This window comes from Paenibacillus sp. FSL H3-0457 (assembly GCF_037981725.1).
Classification (GTDB): Bacteria; Bacillota; Bacilli; order Paenibacillales; family Paenibacillaceae; genus Paenibacillus; species Paenibacillus amylolyticus.
In genome coordinates this window covers 561,117-575,618 of sequence record NZ_CP150283.1, presented here as the reverse complement: position 1 = coordinate 575,618, position 14,502 = coordinate 561,117, and the positions used below count along the sequence as shown (strand labels likewise).

Sequence of the window (14,502 nt, the reverse complement as noted above, 5' to 3'; positions counted from 1 at the left end):
TCGCCTAAAAGCTTTCTGAAAGAAAGCTACTTCGGAAGCATACGCTATTCCCGGATTTCTCCCTTTAGAGAAGGGATCAAAAGAAATCTGGGAATAACAGCGATCGGAAGGTTGTTCTGTCATCGGAGTGTCCGTGTAAATATTCTTTGATTAAACCTATATAGAATTTGAAATCAGGAAAGGAACTGCTATGAACATCAACCTTTCAAGAAAGTTATGTCTATATTCCGCAATGCTCCTCCTTATCGTATTTACAAGTGGGTGTACCTTTTTAGGAAGAGAAACAGCACAAGTGCAACAGCAAGACCATCTAGCAAGCGCTGAGAAGGATACAGCACCGCAGTATACGATATCCTGGACCATGCATCAAAATATCCCTGTTCCTGAAGACGCCGAGATGATTACCTATATTGAGGATCGGTTTGATGTCGATCTGGAGGTGTGGAATCTTGAGAACAAGCGATACGAGGAACTGCTGGACCTGGAGCTTGCTCAAGGGAAAATACCCGATCTGTTCCGGATCAGACAACCGCATGATCTGCTTAAGTATCAAATGCAAGGGGTCTTAGCGGAAATTCCCCCGGAAGTTCTTGAACAATATGCGCCAAATATCGTACAGCGAATTCGCGATTATGATTCACGTTATTTAGAGTATGGAAAAATAAACGGTGGCTTATATGGAATTCCGGCTATTAATCAGACCAACATCTATCGAACCCCTGTTGTATACCGAGAGGACTGGCTTAAGCAGCTTGGTCTGGAGGTGCCAAAGACATTAGATGAATTTGAAACGGTTATGTATGCTTTTGCCAAAGATGATCCGGACGGAAATGGTAAACAGGATACGTATGGCCTATCCAGAGAGGGCTTAAATGTGGTGTTTGGCGCTTTTGGACAGTCCGTTTTCACCGAGCAACTGTATTTTAATGAAAAAAACAACCAACTCGTGATCGGCGCTTTGGAGCCTGAGATGAAAAAAGCCCTGACTTATATGCAAAAGTGGTATCGGGACGGGATTATCGACCCTGAGTTCATAACCGGCGAAAATAAAGGCGGCTATAAACATCTATCCCATGCTTTTATTAATGGAAAAATTGGGATGACCTCGATGGGCAACTATTATCATTGGAATCAAGAGGGAGACTACAGTGTCCTTAATGAAAATGGCCAAGAAACCCCCGTGGGAGCCTCGTTCAATGTTAATGAGCTGTTACAGAAAAACGCAACTGCAGAGGTTGTATTTGGTTCTCCTGTTATTGGTCCTGATGGACATAGCGGTTCAAAAGGGAACAATCTGCTGATGAATTTTATTGCTATAGGAGCTGAGGCTGCAAAGGAGCCGGGAAAACTGGAGAAAATTTTGGAGATACTCGATTATGTAAGTGCCAACCCCGATCCGGAGGAGCAGATCAAAATGGAGTATGGCCTTCCAGGAAAACACTGGAATTGGAGCGCTGAAGATTCAAGCTCGTTCCATTTACTTTACCCATACAACAGAATGGAGAATTATATTAATATGATCGGCTCAAGTATCGGCATGACGGTTCCAGGTACACCCTCGGATAAACGTGAACAGTGGGCTGCATCTGCAGGGTTGACGGAGAATGGTATCTATAATCGCCTGGAGGTTGCAACCCCTGCCCTGATTCAATATTCATCTGAATTGATTCGCATGAGAGACAGAGCGTACATCTCCATCATCACTGGCGATCAGCCTGTGGGGTATTTCGATACCTTTGTGGAAGAATTCATGGATGCAGGTGGGCAACAGGTGCTGCTTGAAGCGAATCATTGGTATAAGGAGCATATGGAGACAAGTCGTGCCCAATAGGTAGGAGGGTTTGGAACATGCATTTCCCATGAGTTTCTGGATTTTACATGTGTTCCTATGCACCTATCTTCGCTTCCCTCACGTCACTCTCTATCCCTTCGCACTCGCATTTGATCCGCGTAGTGAACGGGCTGAACTGCTTCGTGCCGTGCTTCCGGATTTGGAGGCGCTGCCTGAGGGCGTGTTTTCAAAACGCTTGCGTTCGGTCCGCTCCATCTGCACAATCTGACCTTCGTGCACCACGATATGCAATGAACCAAACTCCATGTCATTCAGCTGTCCGGCAATTCGGTCCAACCATACCTCATCCACTTTTAACGGCTTAGCCATAGAGCCGCCTCCTCTTCTCGGGCTATTGCCCGCCATATTCCTAAGTACGCTGTCATCCAACGGATTTATAAATCATTCTTATCCAACCTATATACTTGGTTTATACATTAGCAGGGCTTCCAGTAGCTGTCAATCTGTATTTTCTTCTTCTCATAATCACTTTTCTGAAACGGCTTTGTGTCCAAGCCAGCTCTTGAGCAGCAACGTGGCAAGAGCCAGAATCAGGAGCAGGGAAGCTACGGCAAATGAAGCTGAGAATTGATATTCGTTATACAAAATCTCGACATGTAGCGGCAGCGTATTCGTCTCCCCGCGGATATGTCCAGACACCACAGATACTGCTCCGAACTCGCCCATGGCACGCGCATTACACAGAATAATGCCGTACAGCAGCCCCCATTTGATGTTGGGCAAGGTTACACTCCAGAAGATTCGCCACCCGGAAGCACCTAGCGTAACCGCCGCTTCTTCTTCCCGGGTTCCCTGGTCCTCCATCAGTGGAATCAACTCCCTCGCTACGAACGGGAAGGTAATAAACAACGTTGCAATGACAATACCTGGCAACGCAAAAATGATTTTGATATCATGTTCGGACAGCCACGGCCCTAACCACCCATTCGAACCAAAGACTAATACAAAGATCAACCCGCCCACCACAGGCGATATTGAAAAAGGAAGATCAATCAGGGTGATCATAAGTCCCTTGCCCTTGAACTGAAACTTGGTAATGACCCATGCAGCAGCCACACCAAATATGGTATTCAGCGGTACGGTAATCGCCGCAACCAATAACGTGAGTTTCAGTGCAGACATGGCATCCGGCTCGGTAAGAGCAGCGATGTACACACCCCAGCCTTGCTTCAACGCCTCCATGAGCACAATGGCCAGTGGCAAAATAAGCAGCCATATGAGTACCAGGCTTGCCAGTCCAATCAACAACCATTTGACCCATGGAGCTTCCGTTGTTGCACGGTTAGTTCCACGCCCGGTCTTTACGGGTGGAACAGGGCTTAGTGGGACAGAACCCGCCATATGCTGCACCTCCTTTGGTTTGGGTGAGTGACGTCTTTTAATATCCATATTCCATCATGCTTCATCGTCATGCTCTGCCCGCCTTCCGGCTCCAACGTTGCAAGGAATTAATGATCAGCAGCAGGATGAAAGAAACCAGAAGCAACAGCAAAGCTACAGCTGTAGCGCCTGCATAATCGAACTGCTCCAGCTTGGCCATGATCAGCAAGGGAGCAATCTCCGTTTTCATCGGCATATTACCTGAGATAAATACAACCGAGCCATATTCGCCAATACCCCGGGCAAATGCCAGAGCAAACCCGGTCAGCAACGGTGGAATCAGATCTGGCAACAGAATCGTGCGGAATATCCGCCATCTTCCTGCCCCCAGTGTGGCAGCCGCCTCTTCCACCTCAGCTTCCAGCTCCTCCAGCACCGGTTGCACCGTGCGAACTACAAACGGAATTCCGATAAACATCAGCGCCAGCGTAATCCCGGCCTGTGAATAGGCGAGCTTGATGCCCAAAGGCTCTACAAACTGCCCAATCCAGCCATTGCCGGCATAGATCGCCGTAAGAGCAACCCCTGCTACCGCTGTCGGCAAGGCAAAAGGCAGATCAATGACCGCATCAAACAGCCTTTTGCCAGGGAATTCATACCGAACAAGCACCCATGCCAGGAGTAACCCCAGCACGAGATCAATCAGCGCCGCTGCACCTGCGGTCAGGAAGCTGACCTGGAAGGAAGCCAGCACCCTGGGATTGGTCGCAACCTCAATCATGGTTGCCCACGTCAGTCCTGTTGAGTTAAATAACAGCGCAGCCAGTGGAATAAGTACAACCAGGCTCAGGTAGAACACACTGTAACCCATCGTTAATCCAAATCCCGGCAATGTGCGTCTCCGCGCCACAACCACCTTGCTCATGCACGTTCATCCTCTCTGCCTTCAGCCGGTAAGGCTGGTTGGCCGCTCACAGCGCGATTGATCGGGTGTTCATTGAACAGAGCAAACTTAGCTGCCTGGAACATAGATCTGGTCGAAGATGCCACCGTCATTAAAATGTTTGGCCTGAGTATCCCGCCATGTGCCGAATACATCTTTCAACGTGAACAGCTCAAGTGCCGGGAACTGATCCTTGAATTTTTCCTCCACGCTGTCCAGCGTTGGGCGGTAATAATTTTCAGCAGCAATCGTCTGTCCTTCTTCACTGTACAAATATTTCAGATAGGCATCCGCCACGTCGCGGCTTCCTTTTTTGTCTGCATTTTTGTCCACAATCGCAACTGGTGGTTCAGCCAAGATACTAACCGAAGGCACGACAATATCGAATTTGTCCGGACCCAGCTCTTTTACCGATAGGAAAGCTTCATTTTCCCAGGCAAGCAACACATCACCGATGCCACGTTCAACAAACGTTGTCGTAGACCCGCGAGCACCCGAATCCAGCACAGGCGCATGTTTGAACAATTCACCAACAAATTCCTTCGCCTTCTCTTCATCATTGTTATTATGCTTAAGGGCATATCCCCATGCCGCCAAGTAATTCCAACGCGCCCCGCCGGACGTTTTAGGATTTGGTGTGATGACTTGCGTATCCCCTTTGATCAGATCATCCCAGTCCTTGATGCCCTTTGGATTACCCTTACGTACAAGGAAGACAATCGTAGAAGTATACGGAGAGCTGTTATGCTCGTATTTATCCTGCCAGCCTTCATTAATCAGACCTTTATCTTCAATCGCATCAATATCGTATCCCAATGCCAGCGTCACCACGTCTGCATCCAGTCCGTCAATAACAGAACGACTCTGTTTACCCGATCCCCCATGGGACTGCTTGATGGTCACTTCCTGGCCTTTCTCTTTCAACCAATGCGCTGCAAACGCTTTGTTATATTGCTCATAGAGTTCCCGCGTTGGATCGTAGGAAACATTCAGCAGTTCGATGGCCTTGGCCCCTTCTGTGCCGCCTTCCGCTCCCCCCGATGTTCCTGCCGCACTGGACCCGCCGCTATCCGATCCGCATGCTGCCAGAACTCCTGTTAATACTAGTGCCAGACCAACCAAAATACCCTTATGAATTCTCTTTTTCATAAATAACACTCCCCCGATATAGATCTGCATGACTACCTCAGGCCGGCTGAACAGGATCAAACGCCCCGTAAAAAACAAGAAGACGGAGGAACCCCCGCGCACTTCTCCCCATAAAGTCATGCCGGCTTAAGGCCGTGCATGCTCCATCTGGAAAGGATGCGCTGCGGTGTTCCTCCGTCTATACGGTGAGAACGTTATTCTGTTCAGGTTGCATGGTTGCATCTGTCTGTAAATGACCGTTTTCACAATGAAAACAGATTCATTTTTATTATTCCTACCTGTTTAGTAAGTTATATACGTATAATAAAGGCAGTCTATATACCTGTCAAACGTTTTTTCCGATTTTTACCGGATTTCTGGCCTATTGGCAAAAAAAAGAGGAACAACGAACCAGCGTCCGTTGCTCCCTTCAGCGAATCCCATACTTCGCTGGCTATTGTAAACATAAACGGAATTGGACGGCCACACCTTATCCATTCCTCATCTGCCCGCATACCGGATATTGGGTACCGGTGGTGTGCTCATGCCTTCTCCCAGATAAAAACCGGTGTGTGGCGGTTGATTGTAGGCTACATTTTGCCAAGCGACGCCAAGACGGTACACTGGATCATGCATCAGCGTATAGATGCGTTTGTCCGTAACTGCTGTAGTGGTATAGATCCGCAGTGCTGAGCTGTCATTCGTCCGCCATACCACTTCTTCTCTCCAGTCCCCGAACAGATCGGCCTGCAGATTCGGCGTAGACTTGGTTCCGTTATTGGAAGATACGCCGGAAGCGGTGAGCAGGTTCATCGTTGTGCTGTTAGCATAGTTCCACTTATCGATTCGGTTGCTGTCCAGCAGTTCACGGAGCAGATCCCCATCCCACCAGATGCCAAAATTCGTGGAGGACGGCAAGGTTGTCCCGAGTTTCTGCCCTTTGGCTGTGTACAGACTGCCGTCTGCCCATACTTCAGCGCCTTTATATCTTGGATCGATATCTGCCGCCATGCCACGTCCAATATCCTTTGTTGTTTTGACTCCCCAGATTAACTGGCCTGTACCTGCGTCACGGAACTCAACGCCGGCATTGGACGGTGTCTCATGAACCTGAAATACCTCAAGTCCAGGGCGGTCCGGGTCGAGGTCACTCAGATGCATGGCATCGCCATGATGAAGTCCTGTTGTGTACAATCCTTTGCCGTTATCATCCACTGCCATGGCACCATAAACGATCTCGTCTTTCCCATCTCCGTCTACGTCCGCCACACTCAGATTATGATTGCCCTGCCCGGCATAACCCGAGTTACCGGAGGTATTGGAATCAAATGTCCATTGTTTGGTCAGCTGTCCATTCCGCCAGTTATAAGCCACGAGCACTGTGCGGGTGTAGTACCCACGCGCCATGACCAGACTTGGGCGCTCTCCATCCAGATAAGCAATGGCGGCAAGGAATCGGTCCACCCGATTGCCGTAGTTATCCCCCCAACTGGATACATTGCCACGCGCCGGTTCGTAGTTCACCGTGGAGAGCGCTTTGCCAGTCTGCCCATTGAAAACCGTCAGGAATTCGGGACCAGACAACACATAACCGCTGGAATTGCGGTAATCCTTGCTTGCATCCCCGATGACCACGCCAGTGCCATCCTTGGTGCCATCGGCTGTTTTCATCGCAACTTCGGCTTTGCCGTCACCGTCGAGATCATACACCATGAACTGGGTGTAATGAGCGCCGGCACGGATGTTTTTGCCCAGACTAATCCGCCAGAGGCGTGTCCCGTTTAATTTGTAGGCATCGATAAACACTTCCCCGGTATAACCACTCTGGGAGTTATCCTTGGAGTTGGAAGGGTCCCACTTCACAATCAATTCATACTCACCATCACCATCCAGGTCACCTGCGCTGGCATCATTGGCACTGTAGGTGTAGGCTACTCCATCGGGTGTTGTCCCACCTGCGGGTACACTGAGCGGTACAGATAGATAGTTATTGCCCCATACGCTTGCTACCGCTGAAGCAGCCTGCTCCGTTCCACTGACGACAGCGCGAACTGTATATTTGGAACTGCTTGTCCCGCTTGCATCCTGAAGGTTGGTGCTATTTGTTATGGGCGTAGCGTTCACCTTGGTTCCATCTCGATAGACGTTAAACGATACATTCGATCCTTCCGTTCCCAGAAGCCGCCAACTGACAAACACACCTGCCCCGGTCTTCACAGCCACCACACCGCGATCCAGATATTCCATCTGCCGTGCTCCCGCTGCATGTGTTACCGGCGTGTTACCAAGGCCAAGCGAAGTAACCAGTAACGCTGAACTCAGTAACGATACTCCGACTGTACGTAATGTGCGCTTCCACAATGATGATCGATTCCCCATAAACAATTGCCTCCCCAATTGGTTTGGTAAGCCCGATGCCCTTGTAGCGCCATCTTTTTATGTAAGCGCTTTAATATATTTATTTTAAATTAAACATATAATTCCATCTATAGGTCTAATTTAGTAATTGGATGGTGGTACATGAAAAAAGCCAAAGGATTTATCCTTTGGCTAGCCGTTGCCCGTTCTTCGATTGCTTCAGTCGACTGGAGTCGCAATCAACTGACTCACGGATATGGGACGATTCCCATGTTCGCATAAAAGACTAAAAAAGCTGTAAAACCATGTGTTCTCCATGATTTTACAGCTTATAGACCACTCTTTAGATGTAATATTCCACGTTCACTTCACCGTATTACAACTTTTATACCACAGGAGCAATACATACCGGACGAGGCAGTTCCAGCTTGAACCCGTTATGCGTCAGGCGTCCGTCTTCTTCACTGATCTGGAAACCTACGAGGTTATTGCTGTCCTGATTCGCCACGACCAGAATCCCACCTGGCAAAATATTAAAGTTACGCGGTGTCTGCCCAATCGTGGACGTCCACTCTACGGCTTCCAACTTACCGCTCTCCTGGTCAATATGATAGAGCACGATGCTGTCATCTCCCCGATTGGATGCATACAGGAAACGTCCACATGGAGATACACGGATGTCTGCAGCCGTACCCTCTCCTTTATGCCCTTCTGGAAGTGTGGAAATGTGCTGCACCGTAGTGAACTCCCCTCTGCGCTCATCGTACAGGAATGCCGTAACCGTATTGTCCAATTCGTTGATCACATAAGCCCACTTCGAGTTGGGATGGAACACAAGATGCCTTGGCCCTGCGCCTGGTGGCTGATCCATCTCACGATGGGTAACCAGACGTCCCTCTTCCAACCGATACACAATGATCTGATCCAGACCGAGGTCACATACGACAGCATACTGCCCGGACGGATCGGGTTGAATGGAGTGTGCATGCGGCCCTTCCTGGCGTTCTTCGTTGATTCCACTTCCCGTGTGCTCCACCCATGCACTCATCTCACCAAGCGTCCCCTGATCGCCAACCGGGAATACATTGACACTGCCGCTGCTATAGTTGGATGAGAACACCCACTGACCATCCTTGGAGATAGACACATAACATGGAGAAGCCCCTCTGGTCTGTTTTCGATCCATCAGGTGCAGCTCACTTGTTGCCGCATCTCTCCGATAGACCAACACCTCTCCCTCGTCCGTTTCACTCGCCACATACAGACAGTTTCCATCCGGGCTTAGCGCCAGATAAGACGGATTATCCACACCATCCATGTGATTGACGATTCGCATCTCTCCTGTATCCGCATTCAACGCACATAGGAATATTCCGGGTTCATCCGCTGACGCATACGTACCTGTGTAGAAAAGCGTTTCCTGTGTTTTGACTGGCTCCATATCTAAATCTCTCCCTTATCCTGTATATTCACTGTTCTGATTCTTCCCACTGGTATGTACTTACCCAATTCACGAGCAACTGCTTCACTTCCTGTAACGTGGCTTTCTAAATCGAGAACAACCCCAGTGAGCGATCTCATATCTGGCATTGACTCCCTTATCACCTCTCACCATAATACAAAGTATGAGACCTAACAACAGCCCCCCCCTACTGCGTAAATCTGACGGATTTCGTATGCAAAAACTCATTGTGCTGCCGGACTCCCTGCTGCAAGAAACCGCAGCTTATCCGGTCACGTCCGGATTATATGTTACCGATATCGGTTACTTTCACGAGGCGGAGCATCATTACCGTGATCGTCCCGATGGTTGTGAATCACACATTCTGATGTACTGTGCCCAAGGCACAGGCTGGTATACGATGGATGGCAGCAAGACTTATGATGTCAGCCCGGGAAACCTCGTTATATTACCTGCACATGTCCCTCATGTGTACGGAGCCAACGCAGCTGAACCATGGAGCATCTTCTGGATTCATCTGCGTGGGGAACACGCTTTAGACTACATAGAACCCTTGTTAACTCATCATATTACTACCATGCCACCGGCCAAGGCTCAAAAATGGCTTGAGCTGTTCCATGAATGTTACGGCGCACTTGAGACGGGTTACTCCATGCAGACGATGACGTATGCCTCCCAGATTATTGGCTATATGCTGGGCATGCTCGCTTATGGACCGGAGACGACAGGGTCAGATGGTGGGATCGTGAGCAGCAAACGTGCGGCCGAACAATCCGTTCAATATATGCTGGAGCACCTGGAGAATGGAATCACCCTCAAGGAACTGGCGGCTCACGCGCGGCTGTCTGTCCCTCATTACTCTCAGTTATTCAAGCAAGCTACGGGGCATTCGCCCATCGATTATTTCCTGCGGCTGAAGATTCAGCATTCCTGCCGCTATCTGGATTTTACCGATTGGACCGTGAAGCAGATCAGCTCCGAGCTTGGATTCAAAGATCCGTACTACTTCTCCCGTCTGTTCAGCAAAATGATGGGACGTTCACCCACCGATTATCGAAATAAATCCAAAGGTTAGAGACAATGCCTTCTCTTAGCCCTATCCAGATGATTATGAATTTCAGTTGGAAAATTGCAGCAACCTTTTGAACAGAAGGGTCGTCTATAGGGGCAAATAACTTTTATATAAAGGGATCATCCCTGGAAAAGTGAGGCGAACCTATCATGAAAAAAAATATACTTGCTACATTAACTGCGGGAGCTCTGCTCACGCTGTCTCTAAGTGCAGGCCCGATCAACGCTGCGCAGGCCCAATTCACGGATATTCAAGGTATCGCAGGCGCAGACAAAATCGAATCTCTCCATAAAGATGGCTTCATCAAAGGTGTGAGTGACAGCTTGTTCAAACCTGAACTGGAGTTAAATACCGCTCAGGGCATTCAACTGATTGCGGACGGCCTGAATCTGAATCTGGACACGATTCGTTTTATCAAAATGCCGGTACCAAGTGACTACTTCTCTGCTGTAAAAGATGGCGTATGGTACAGTGATGCATTTATCCGCGCACAATATAATGGCATTCAGATGTCACAGGGTATCGATCCGTCCAAACCGCTTACTCGTGAACAATTCACACTGTTCCTGATGCAAGGCATCGAAGCCAAAGGCGGTCTGCCGATGATTAATATCAAACCTGTGGACATTACCGACGAACAGGAGCTGACGCCAGAGTATCAAGGTGCCATTCAGCGTTCACTCGTTCTCAAAATCAATGAACTGGATGCCGACGGAAACTTCAATCCCAAACAAACGATTACTCGCGCCGAAGCAGCAGTGATGATGTATAACGCAATCGAGTACATGGAATCGTTCCATGCACCACAAATCCCGGAAACACCTGAGAAGTAATACTTCCTTGGTGGAAGCAGTATGCCAAACAGCCGCACCTTCCCTCAACAGGAAAGTGCGGCCGTTTGTATTATACCTATATCACTGATGCAATCATCAGATTTAACTTTCTAACTTAGAAAGAACCTTTAACAACTACCTCAGACAACGGTAAACGTCCTGATGGGCGAGCTGGCTGTGCAGCTTTACCTACAGTAATCAACAACGTTGGCACAAATCGTGCAGGAATGTTGAATGTTTCCATCAGTTTTTGTGGATTATATCCACCGATTGGACATGTATCGTAACCCAGGGAGCGTGCAGCAATCATAATATTTTGGGAAGCAAAAGATGCATTGCGGATCGCTTCATCGCGAGCGATTTGCGGGCTTTGGTAAGCACCGTTGATCTGTCCAACCAATGCGTCACGAACCTCAGCAGTCAGTGCGCCTGCTTCAACAGCTTGATCGTAGATTACGGTGTTACGGTTTGCTTCCAAATCTCCAAGAACAGCAATCGTAACCGAACTTTCCACGATCTGACTTTGACCGTAAGCAACTGGCAGCAATTTCGCTTTGTCTGCTTCGGATTCAATCACGAGGAATCTCCAGTGTTGCAGGTTCCATGAAGATGGTGCTTCCGCAGCTGCTGTCAGAATCGCATTGAGATCAGCTTCAGGCAATTCAAAACCTTTTTCGTACTTTTTGACAGCATGGCGTTCGCTAATAACGCGAAGTGTTTCATTTTTTTCAATGCCTGACATGTGTTCCACTCCCCAGAATCTAGTTTGTTTATACTTCTTTTACTTTCGCAAGGTGATCTCGAAGTTTACTCTACCAGGGATTTTCCTTCCGAAAATAACATCAGCGCAGACGATCTCTCCTCATCTGTGTTCAGGTTATGCCCGGAATCGCTTGAGAACATCAATGGATCTTTCACCGGAGCATACGCCCATGCCGTAACTTGTCCACCATGCCTGACTAAACCAAGACCCTATTCATGGAGGACCATTCGTTGTGGACTCCGTCAGGACTTCTCCTTTGCAGATAATCCCTTCAGCGATAAGTTTAACGTTTCCCCATGACCTATGCGTTCTTTCACATCCTGAATGGATATACGATCAAAATAAGCGCTGAGCGCCTCTTCGCCACCATTATAAATGTTCCCCATCACATCCTGCATATTGGAAGATACCACGCATGATGAACCGGACTCCCCTGAGCACCAGTTGGGACCGAGTGAACCACCAGCTACCAGTCTGTACAATTCTCCAAGCTTGATCTCTTCACTCGGACGGCTAAGCAAGTACCCACCATGAGCACCTTCCTTGGTCGTCAGGTAACCATGCTTGCGCAGAACACTAAGTACCTTACGGACTCTGGCCGGGTGTGTACCCACACTCTGGGACAAATCTTCACTATTGGCCATACACTCATCTCTCATCGACAGAAAAACAAGACAATGCACCGCTATGGTAAATTCACTGTTCATAACTTACTCCTTCCCGGCTTACAACACCGATGAACTCCAACTCAAGGTAAGTATAACTGTCATTATATGAATAACAGTTATGTTTGTCAACTTTCACCCAGCGTGGAGATCAAACGTGATTTTTCCTGTTATACCAATACTTACAGCTCATCAACACAATTAAGCTAGGATGAACATCCCGTCTTCATTTTAATCCAAAAAGAACAAAAAAGTGAGCCTTCCGCTACGCGAAGGGCTCCAATAAGATAGACATATGAAAGGGCTTACGTGATTATTATAATCGGTAATCCCCAATTTGAAAACGCTTTTTTTGTAAAGTGCATCATTATTTTAAATTTTTTTTATTTGAATAAATTAAACAACAGGTATTGCTAAAACTAATCCCATTAGTTATTATACTAATACCATTAGTTTTTAGGAGGGTTTAACGATGCGTATTACCCGAGAATTTGATGTCGTTCAAGTTACTTTTTTCCCAAGACTCTTCCCTGTGAACGTATACCTGGTTGAAGAGGAAGATGGTTTAACCCTGATTGATGCCGGAATACCGGTCAGTCTTAAGGGGATTTTGGCAACTGCCCAGTCCCTTGGAAAGCCCATTACCAAGATCATTCTGACTCACGCGCATAGCGACCATATTGGTGCATTGGATCGTCTCAAAGAGGCACTGCCTCAAGCCGAGGTCTTCATCTCCAGACGGGATGCCCGGCTATTGGCGGGTGATACTTCCCTTCTTCCTGGTGAGCCACAAACCCCGGTACGCGGCGGCGTGCCTAAGCCCAAAGCGGTGCGCACCCAGCCAAACCACTTGCTGGATGACGGTGACCAGATTGGTTCACTGGTCGCCGTTGCCTCACCAGGACATACGCCGGGGCATATGTCCTTCATGGATACGCGCAGCCGCGTGCTCATCGCTGGCGACGCGTACCAGCTGCAAGGCGGCCTTGCCGTATCCGGCCGCGTGCGCCCGCTCTTCCCGTTCCCCGCGCTGGCGACGTGGAACCGCGAAGCGGCTCTGGCCAGCGCGAAGCGCCTGGCGGAGCTGGAACCGTCCGTGCTGGCTGTAGGCCACGGACGGATGCTGCGCCAGCCCGCGGCCGCCATGCGCGCGGCAACCGCTGATGCACAGCAGCGGTTTGATCTTGCCGGGGGGCAACTATGAGCCCCCGGCAAGGGCTGGATCGCGGCGCTCTGCTCAGCGCTGCCACCCAGCTTGCTGACAGCGACGGCTTTCAGGCGCTGACACTGGCCGCGTTGGCACAGCGGCTGGATGTGCGCTCGCCGTCGCTCTACAACCACATCAGCGGACTTCCCGGGCTTCGCCAGGAAATGGCGCTGATGTCCGTGCAACAGCTTAGCCGCGCATTAACCGCGGCTATCGCTGACCGAACTGGCGATGATGCCATTCAGGCCATCGCTGCGGCATACATTGGCTTCGTTCGCGAGCACCCTGGGCTCTATGAAGCCTCATTTCATGCACCGGACCGCGAAGAGCCACAGCTCGCCGCGGCCAGCACAGCCACACTGGAGTTGCTGCTGCACAGCTTGCAGCCCTACCCGCTAACCGAAGCGGAAGCATTGCACGCCGTTCGTGGTTTGCGCAGCCTCTGCCATGGATTTGCCTCCATTGAGGCACAGGGCGGCTTCGGCATGGACTTTGATCCGGACGAAAGTCTGCGTCTGACCGTATCCGCCTTCCTGCACGGACTCCGGCATCTTCACCAGGACTAGTTAAGCCACGCATTGCATCATGAAAAAGGACTGCATAGGATCTGCAGTCCTTTTTACATTGCCGTGTACTGGTACATCCCATAGATTTGGCAGTAATAATGCTATAGTTGCGCCAATGACTTTTAACACATTAACATCCACTTTGAATTCATCTTTCATCGGCTTGTGTTCTTTATAATTTCTTTCTTTACAATTTCTTTTAATACAAAAGAAAAAGGGGCGCCTCGGTTGCGTGATGCCATGATCGGTGTCCTCTGACCAAAATCTAACGAACCGAGGACACTCTATAGCGGCGATTAGAGCGAATAACAACAACTAACGAACTCCACACGT

At 49.2% G+C, this 14,502-nt stretch carries 13 protein-coding genes; 5 read left to right on the top strand and 8 right to left on the bottom strand.

Features of this window, described 5'->3' with window-relative positions; translation table 11 throughout:
- Window positions 1-190: 190 nt before the first annotated feature.
- Entirely contained in the window at window positions 191-1,831 is a 1,641-nt protein-coding gene (locus tag MHH25_RS02695; RefSeq protein WP_340019060.1) for an extracellular solute-binding protein, read from the top strand.
- A gap of 90 nt (window positions 1,832-1,921) precedes the next feature.
- On the opposite strand, the gene MHH25_RS02690 is transcribed toward MHH25_RS02695, so the two are convergent.
- From MHH25_RS02690 to MHH25_RS02665, 6 genes are all read right to left on the bottom strand, one after another.
- A complete protein-coding gene (locus MHH25_RS02690; RefSeq protein WP_036607453.1) occupies window positions 1,922-2,161 on the bottom strand; it encodes a YezD family protein in 240 nt (79 codons plus the stop codon).
- Window positions 2,162-2,317: 156 nt separating this feature from the next.
- Entirely contained in the window at window positions 2,318-3,193 is an 876-nt protein-coding gene (gene cysW, locus MHH25_RS02685) for a sulfate ABC transporter permease subunit CysW (protein ID WP_036607456.1), read from the bottom strand.
- A 67-nt stretch (window positions 3,194-3,260) separates the two neighbouring features.
- Window positions 3,261-4,097, bottom strand: a complete 837-nt coding sequence (gene cysT / locus MHH25_RS02680) for a sulfate ABC transporter permease subunit CysT (protein WP_127547780.1) — start codon at window positions 4,095-4,097, stop codon at window positions 3,261-3,263.
- Window positions 4,098-4,184: 87 nt separating this feature from the next.
- The gene (locus tag MHH25_RS02675) at window positions 4,185-5,264 is read right to left on the bottom strand and encodes a sulfate ABC transporter substrate-binding protein (RefSeq protein ID WP_036607530.1); all 1,080 of its coding nucleotides are present in this window, start codon (window positions 5,262-5,264) and stop codon (window positions 4,185-4,187) included.
- A 480-nt stretch (window positions 5,265-5,744) separates the two neighbouring features.
- Window positions 5,745-7,490, bottom strand: a complete 1,746-nt coding sequence (locus MHH25_RS02670; RefSeq protein WP_340020438.1) for a rhamnogalacturonan lyase — start codon at window positions 7,488-7,490, stop codon at window positions 5,745-5,747.
- A 496-nt stretch (window positions 7,491-7,986) separates the two neighbouring features.
- Window positions 7,987-9,042, bottom strand: coding sequence for a lactonase family protein (locus MHH25_RS02665; RefSeq protein WP_100528619.1), 1,056 nt, complete (start codon window positions 9,040-9,042; stop codon window positions 7,987-7,989).
- A 235-nt stretch (window positions 9,043-9,277) separates the two neighbouring features.
- Here MHH25_RS02665 and MHH25_RS02660 point away from each other — a divergent pair, with 235 nt between their 5' ends.
- Window positions 9,278-10,138 carry an AraC family transcriptional regulator gene (locus MHH25_RS02660; RefSeq protein ID WP_051449821.1) on the top strand — a complete coding sequence of 287 codons (861 nt, stop codon included), beginning with the start codon at window positions 9,278-9,280 and terminating at the stop codon, window positions 10,136-10,138.
- 146 nt (window positions 10,139-10,284) lie between these two features.
- Window positions 10,285-10,968, top strand: coding sequence for an S-layer homology domain-containing protein (locus MHH25_RS02655; RefSeq protein ID WP_282319572.1), 684 nt, complete (start codon window positions 10,285-10,287; stop codon window positions 10,966-10,968).
- A gap of 115 nt (window positions 10,969-11,083) precedes the next feature.
- On the opposite strand, the gene MHH25_RS02650 is transcribed toward MHH25_RS02655, so the two are convergent.
- Complete coding sequence (locus MHH25_RS02650; protein WP_036607468.1) at window positions 11,084-11,710, bottom strand: nitroreductase family protein; 627 nt, start codon at window positions 11,708-11,710, stop codon at window positions 11,084-11,086.
- A gap of 263 nt (window positions 11,711-11,973) precedes the next feature.
- Window positions 11,974-12,438: an Rrf2 family transcriptional regulator gene (locus MHH25_RS02645; protein WP_047840338.1), complete on the bottom strand. Its 465-nt coding sequence runs from the start codon at window positions 12,436-12,438 to the stop codon at window positions 11,974-11,976.
- 430 nt (window positions 12,439-12,868) lie between these two features.
- Between MHH25_RS02645 and MHH25_RS02640 the strand changes: the two genes are divergently transcribed.
- On the top strand, window positions 12,869-13,600 hold the full coding sequence (locus tag MHH25_RS02640) for an MBL fold metallo-hydrolase (RefSeq protein WP_340019057.1): 732 nt from the start codon (window positions 12,869-12,871) through the stop codon (window positions 13,598-13,600).
- Window positions 13,597-14,169 (top strand): TetR-like C-terminal domain-containing protein, encoded by a 573-nt coding sequence (locus MHH25_RS02635; protein ID WP_036607476.1) that lies wholly within the window; start codon window positions 13,597-13,599, stop codon window positions 14,167-14,169. Before MHH25_RS02640 ends, MHH25_RS02635 begins: the two co-directional genes overlap by 4 nt.
- Window positions 14,170-14,502 lie beyond the last annotated feature (333 nt).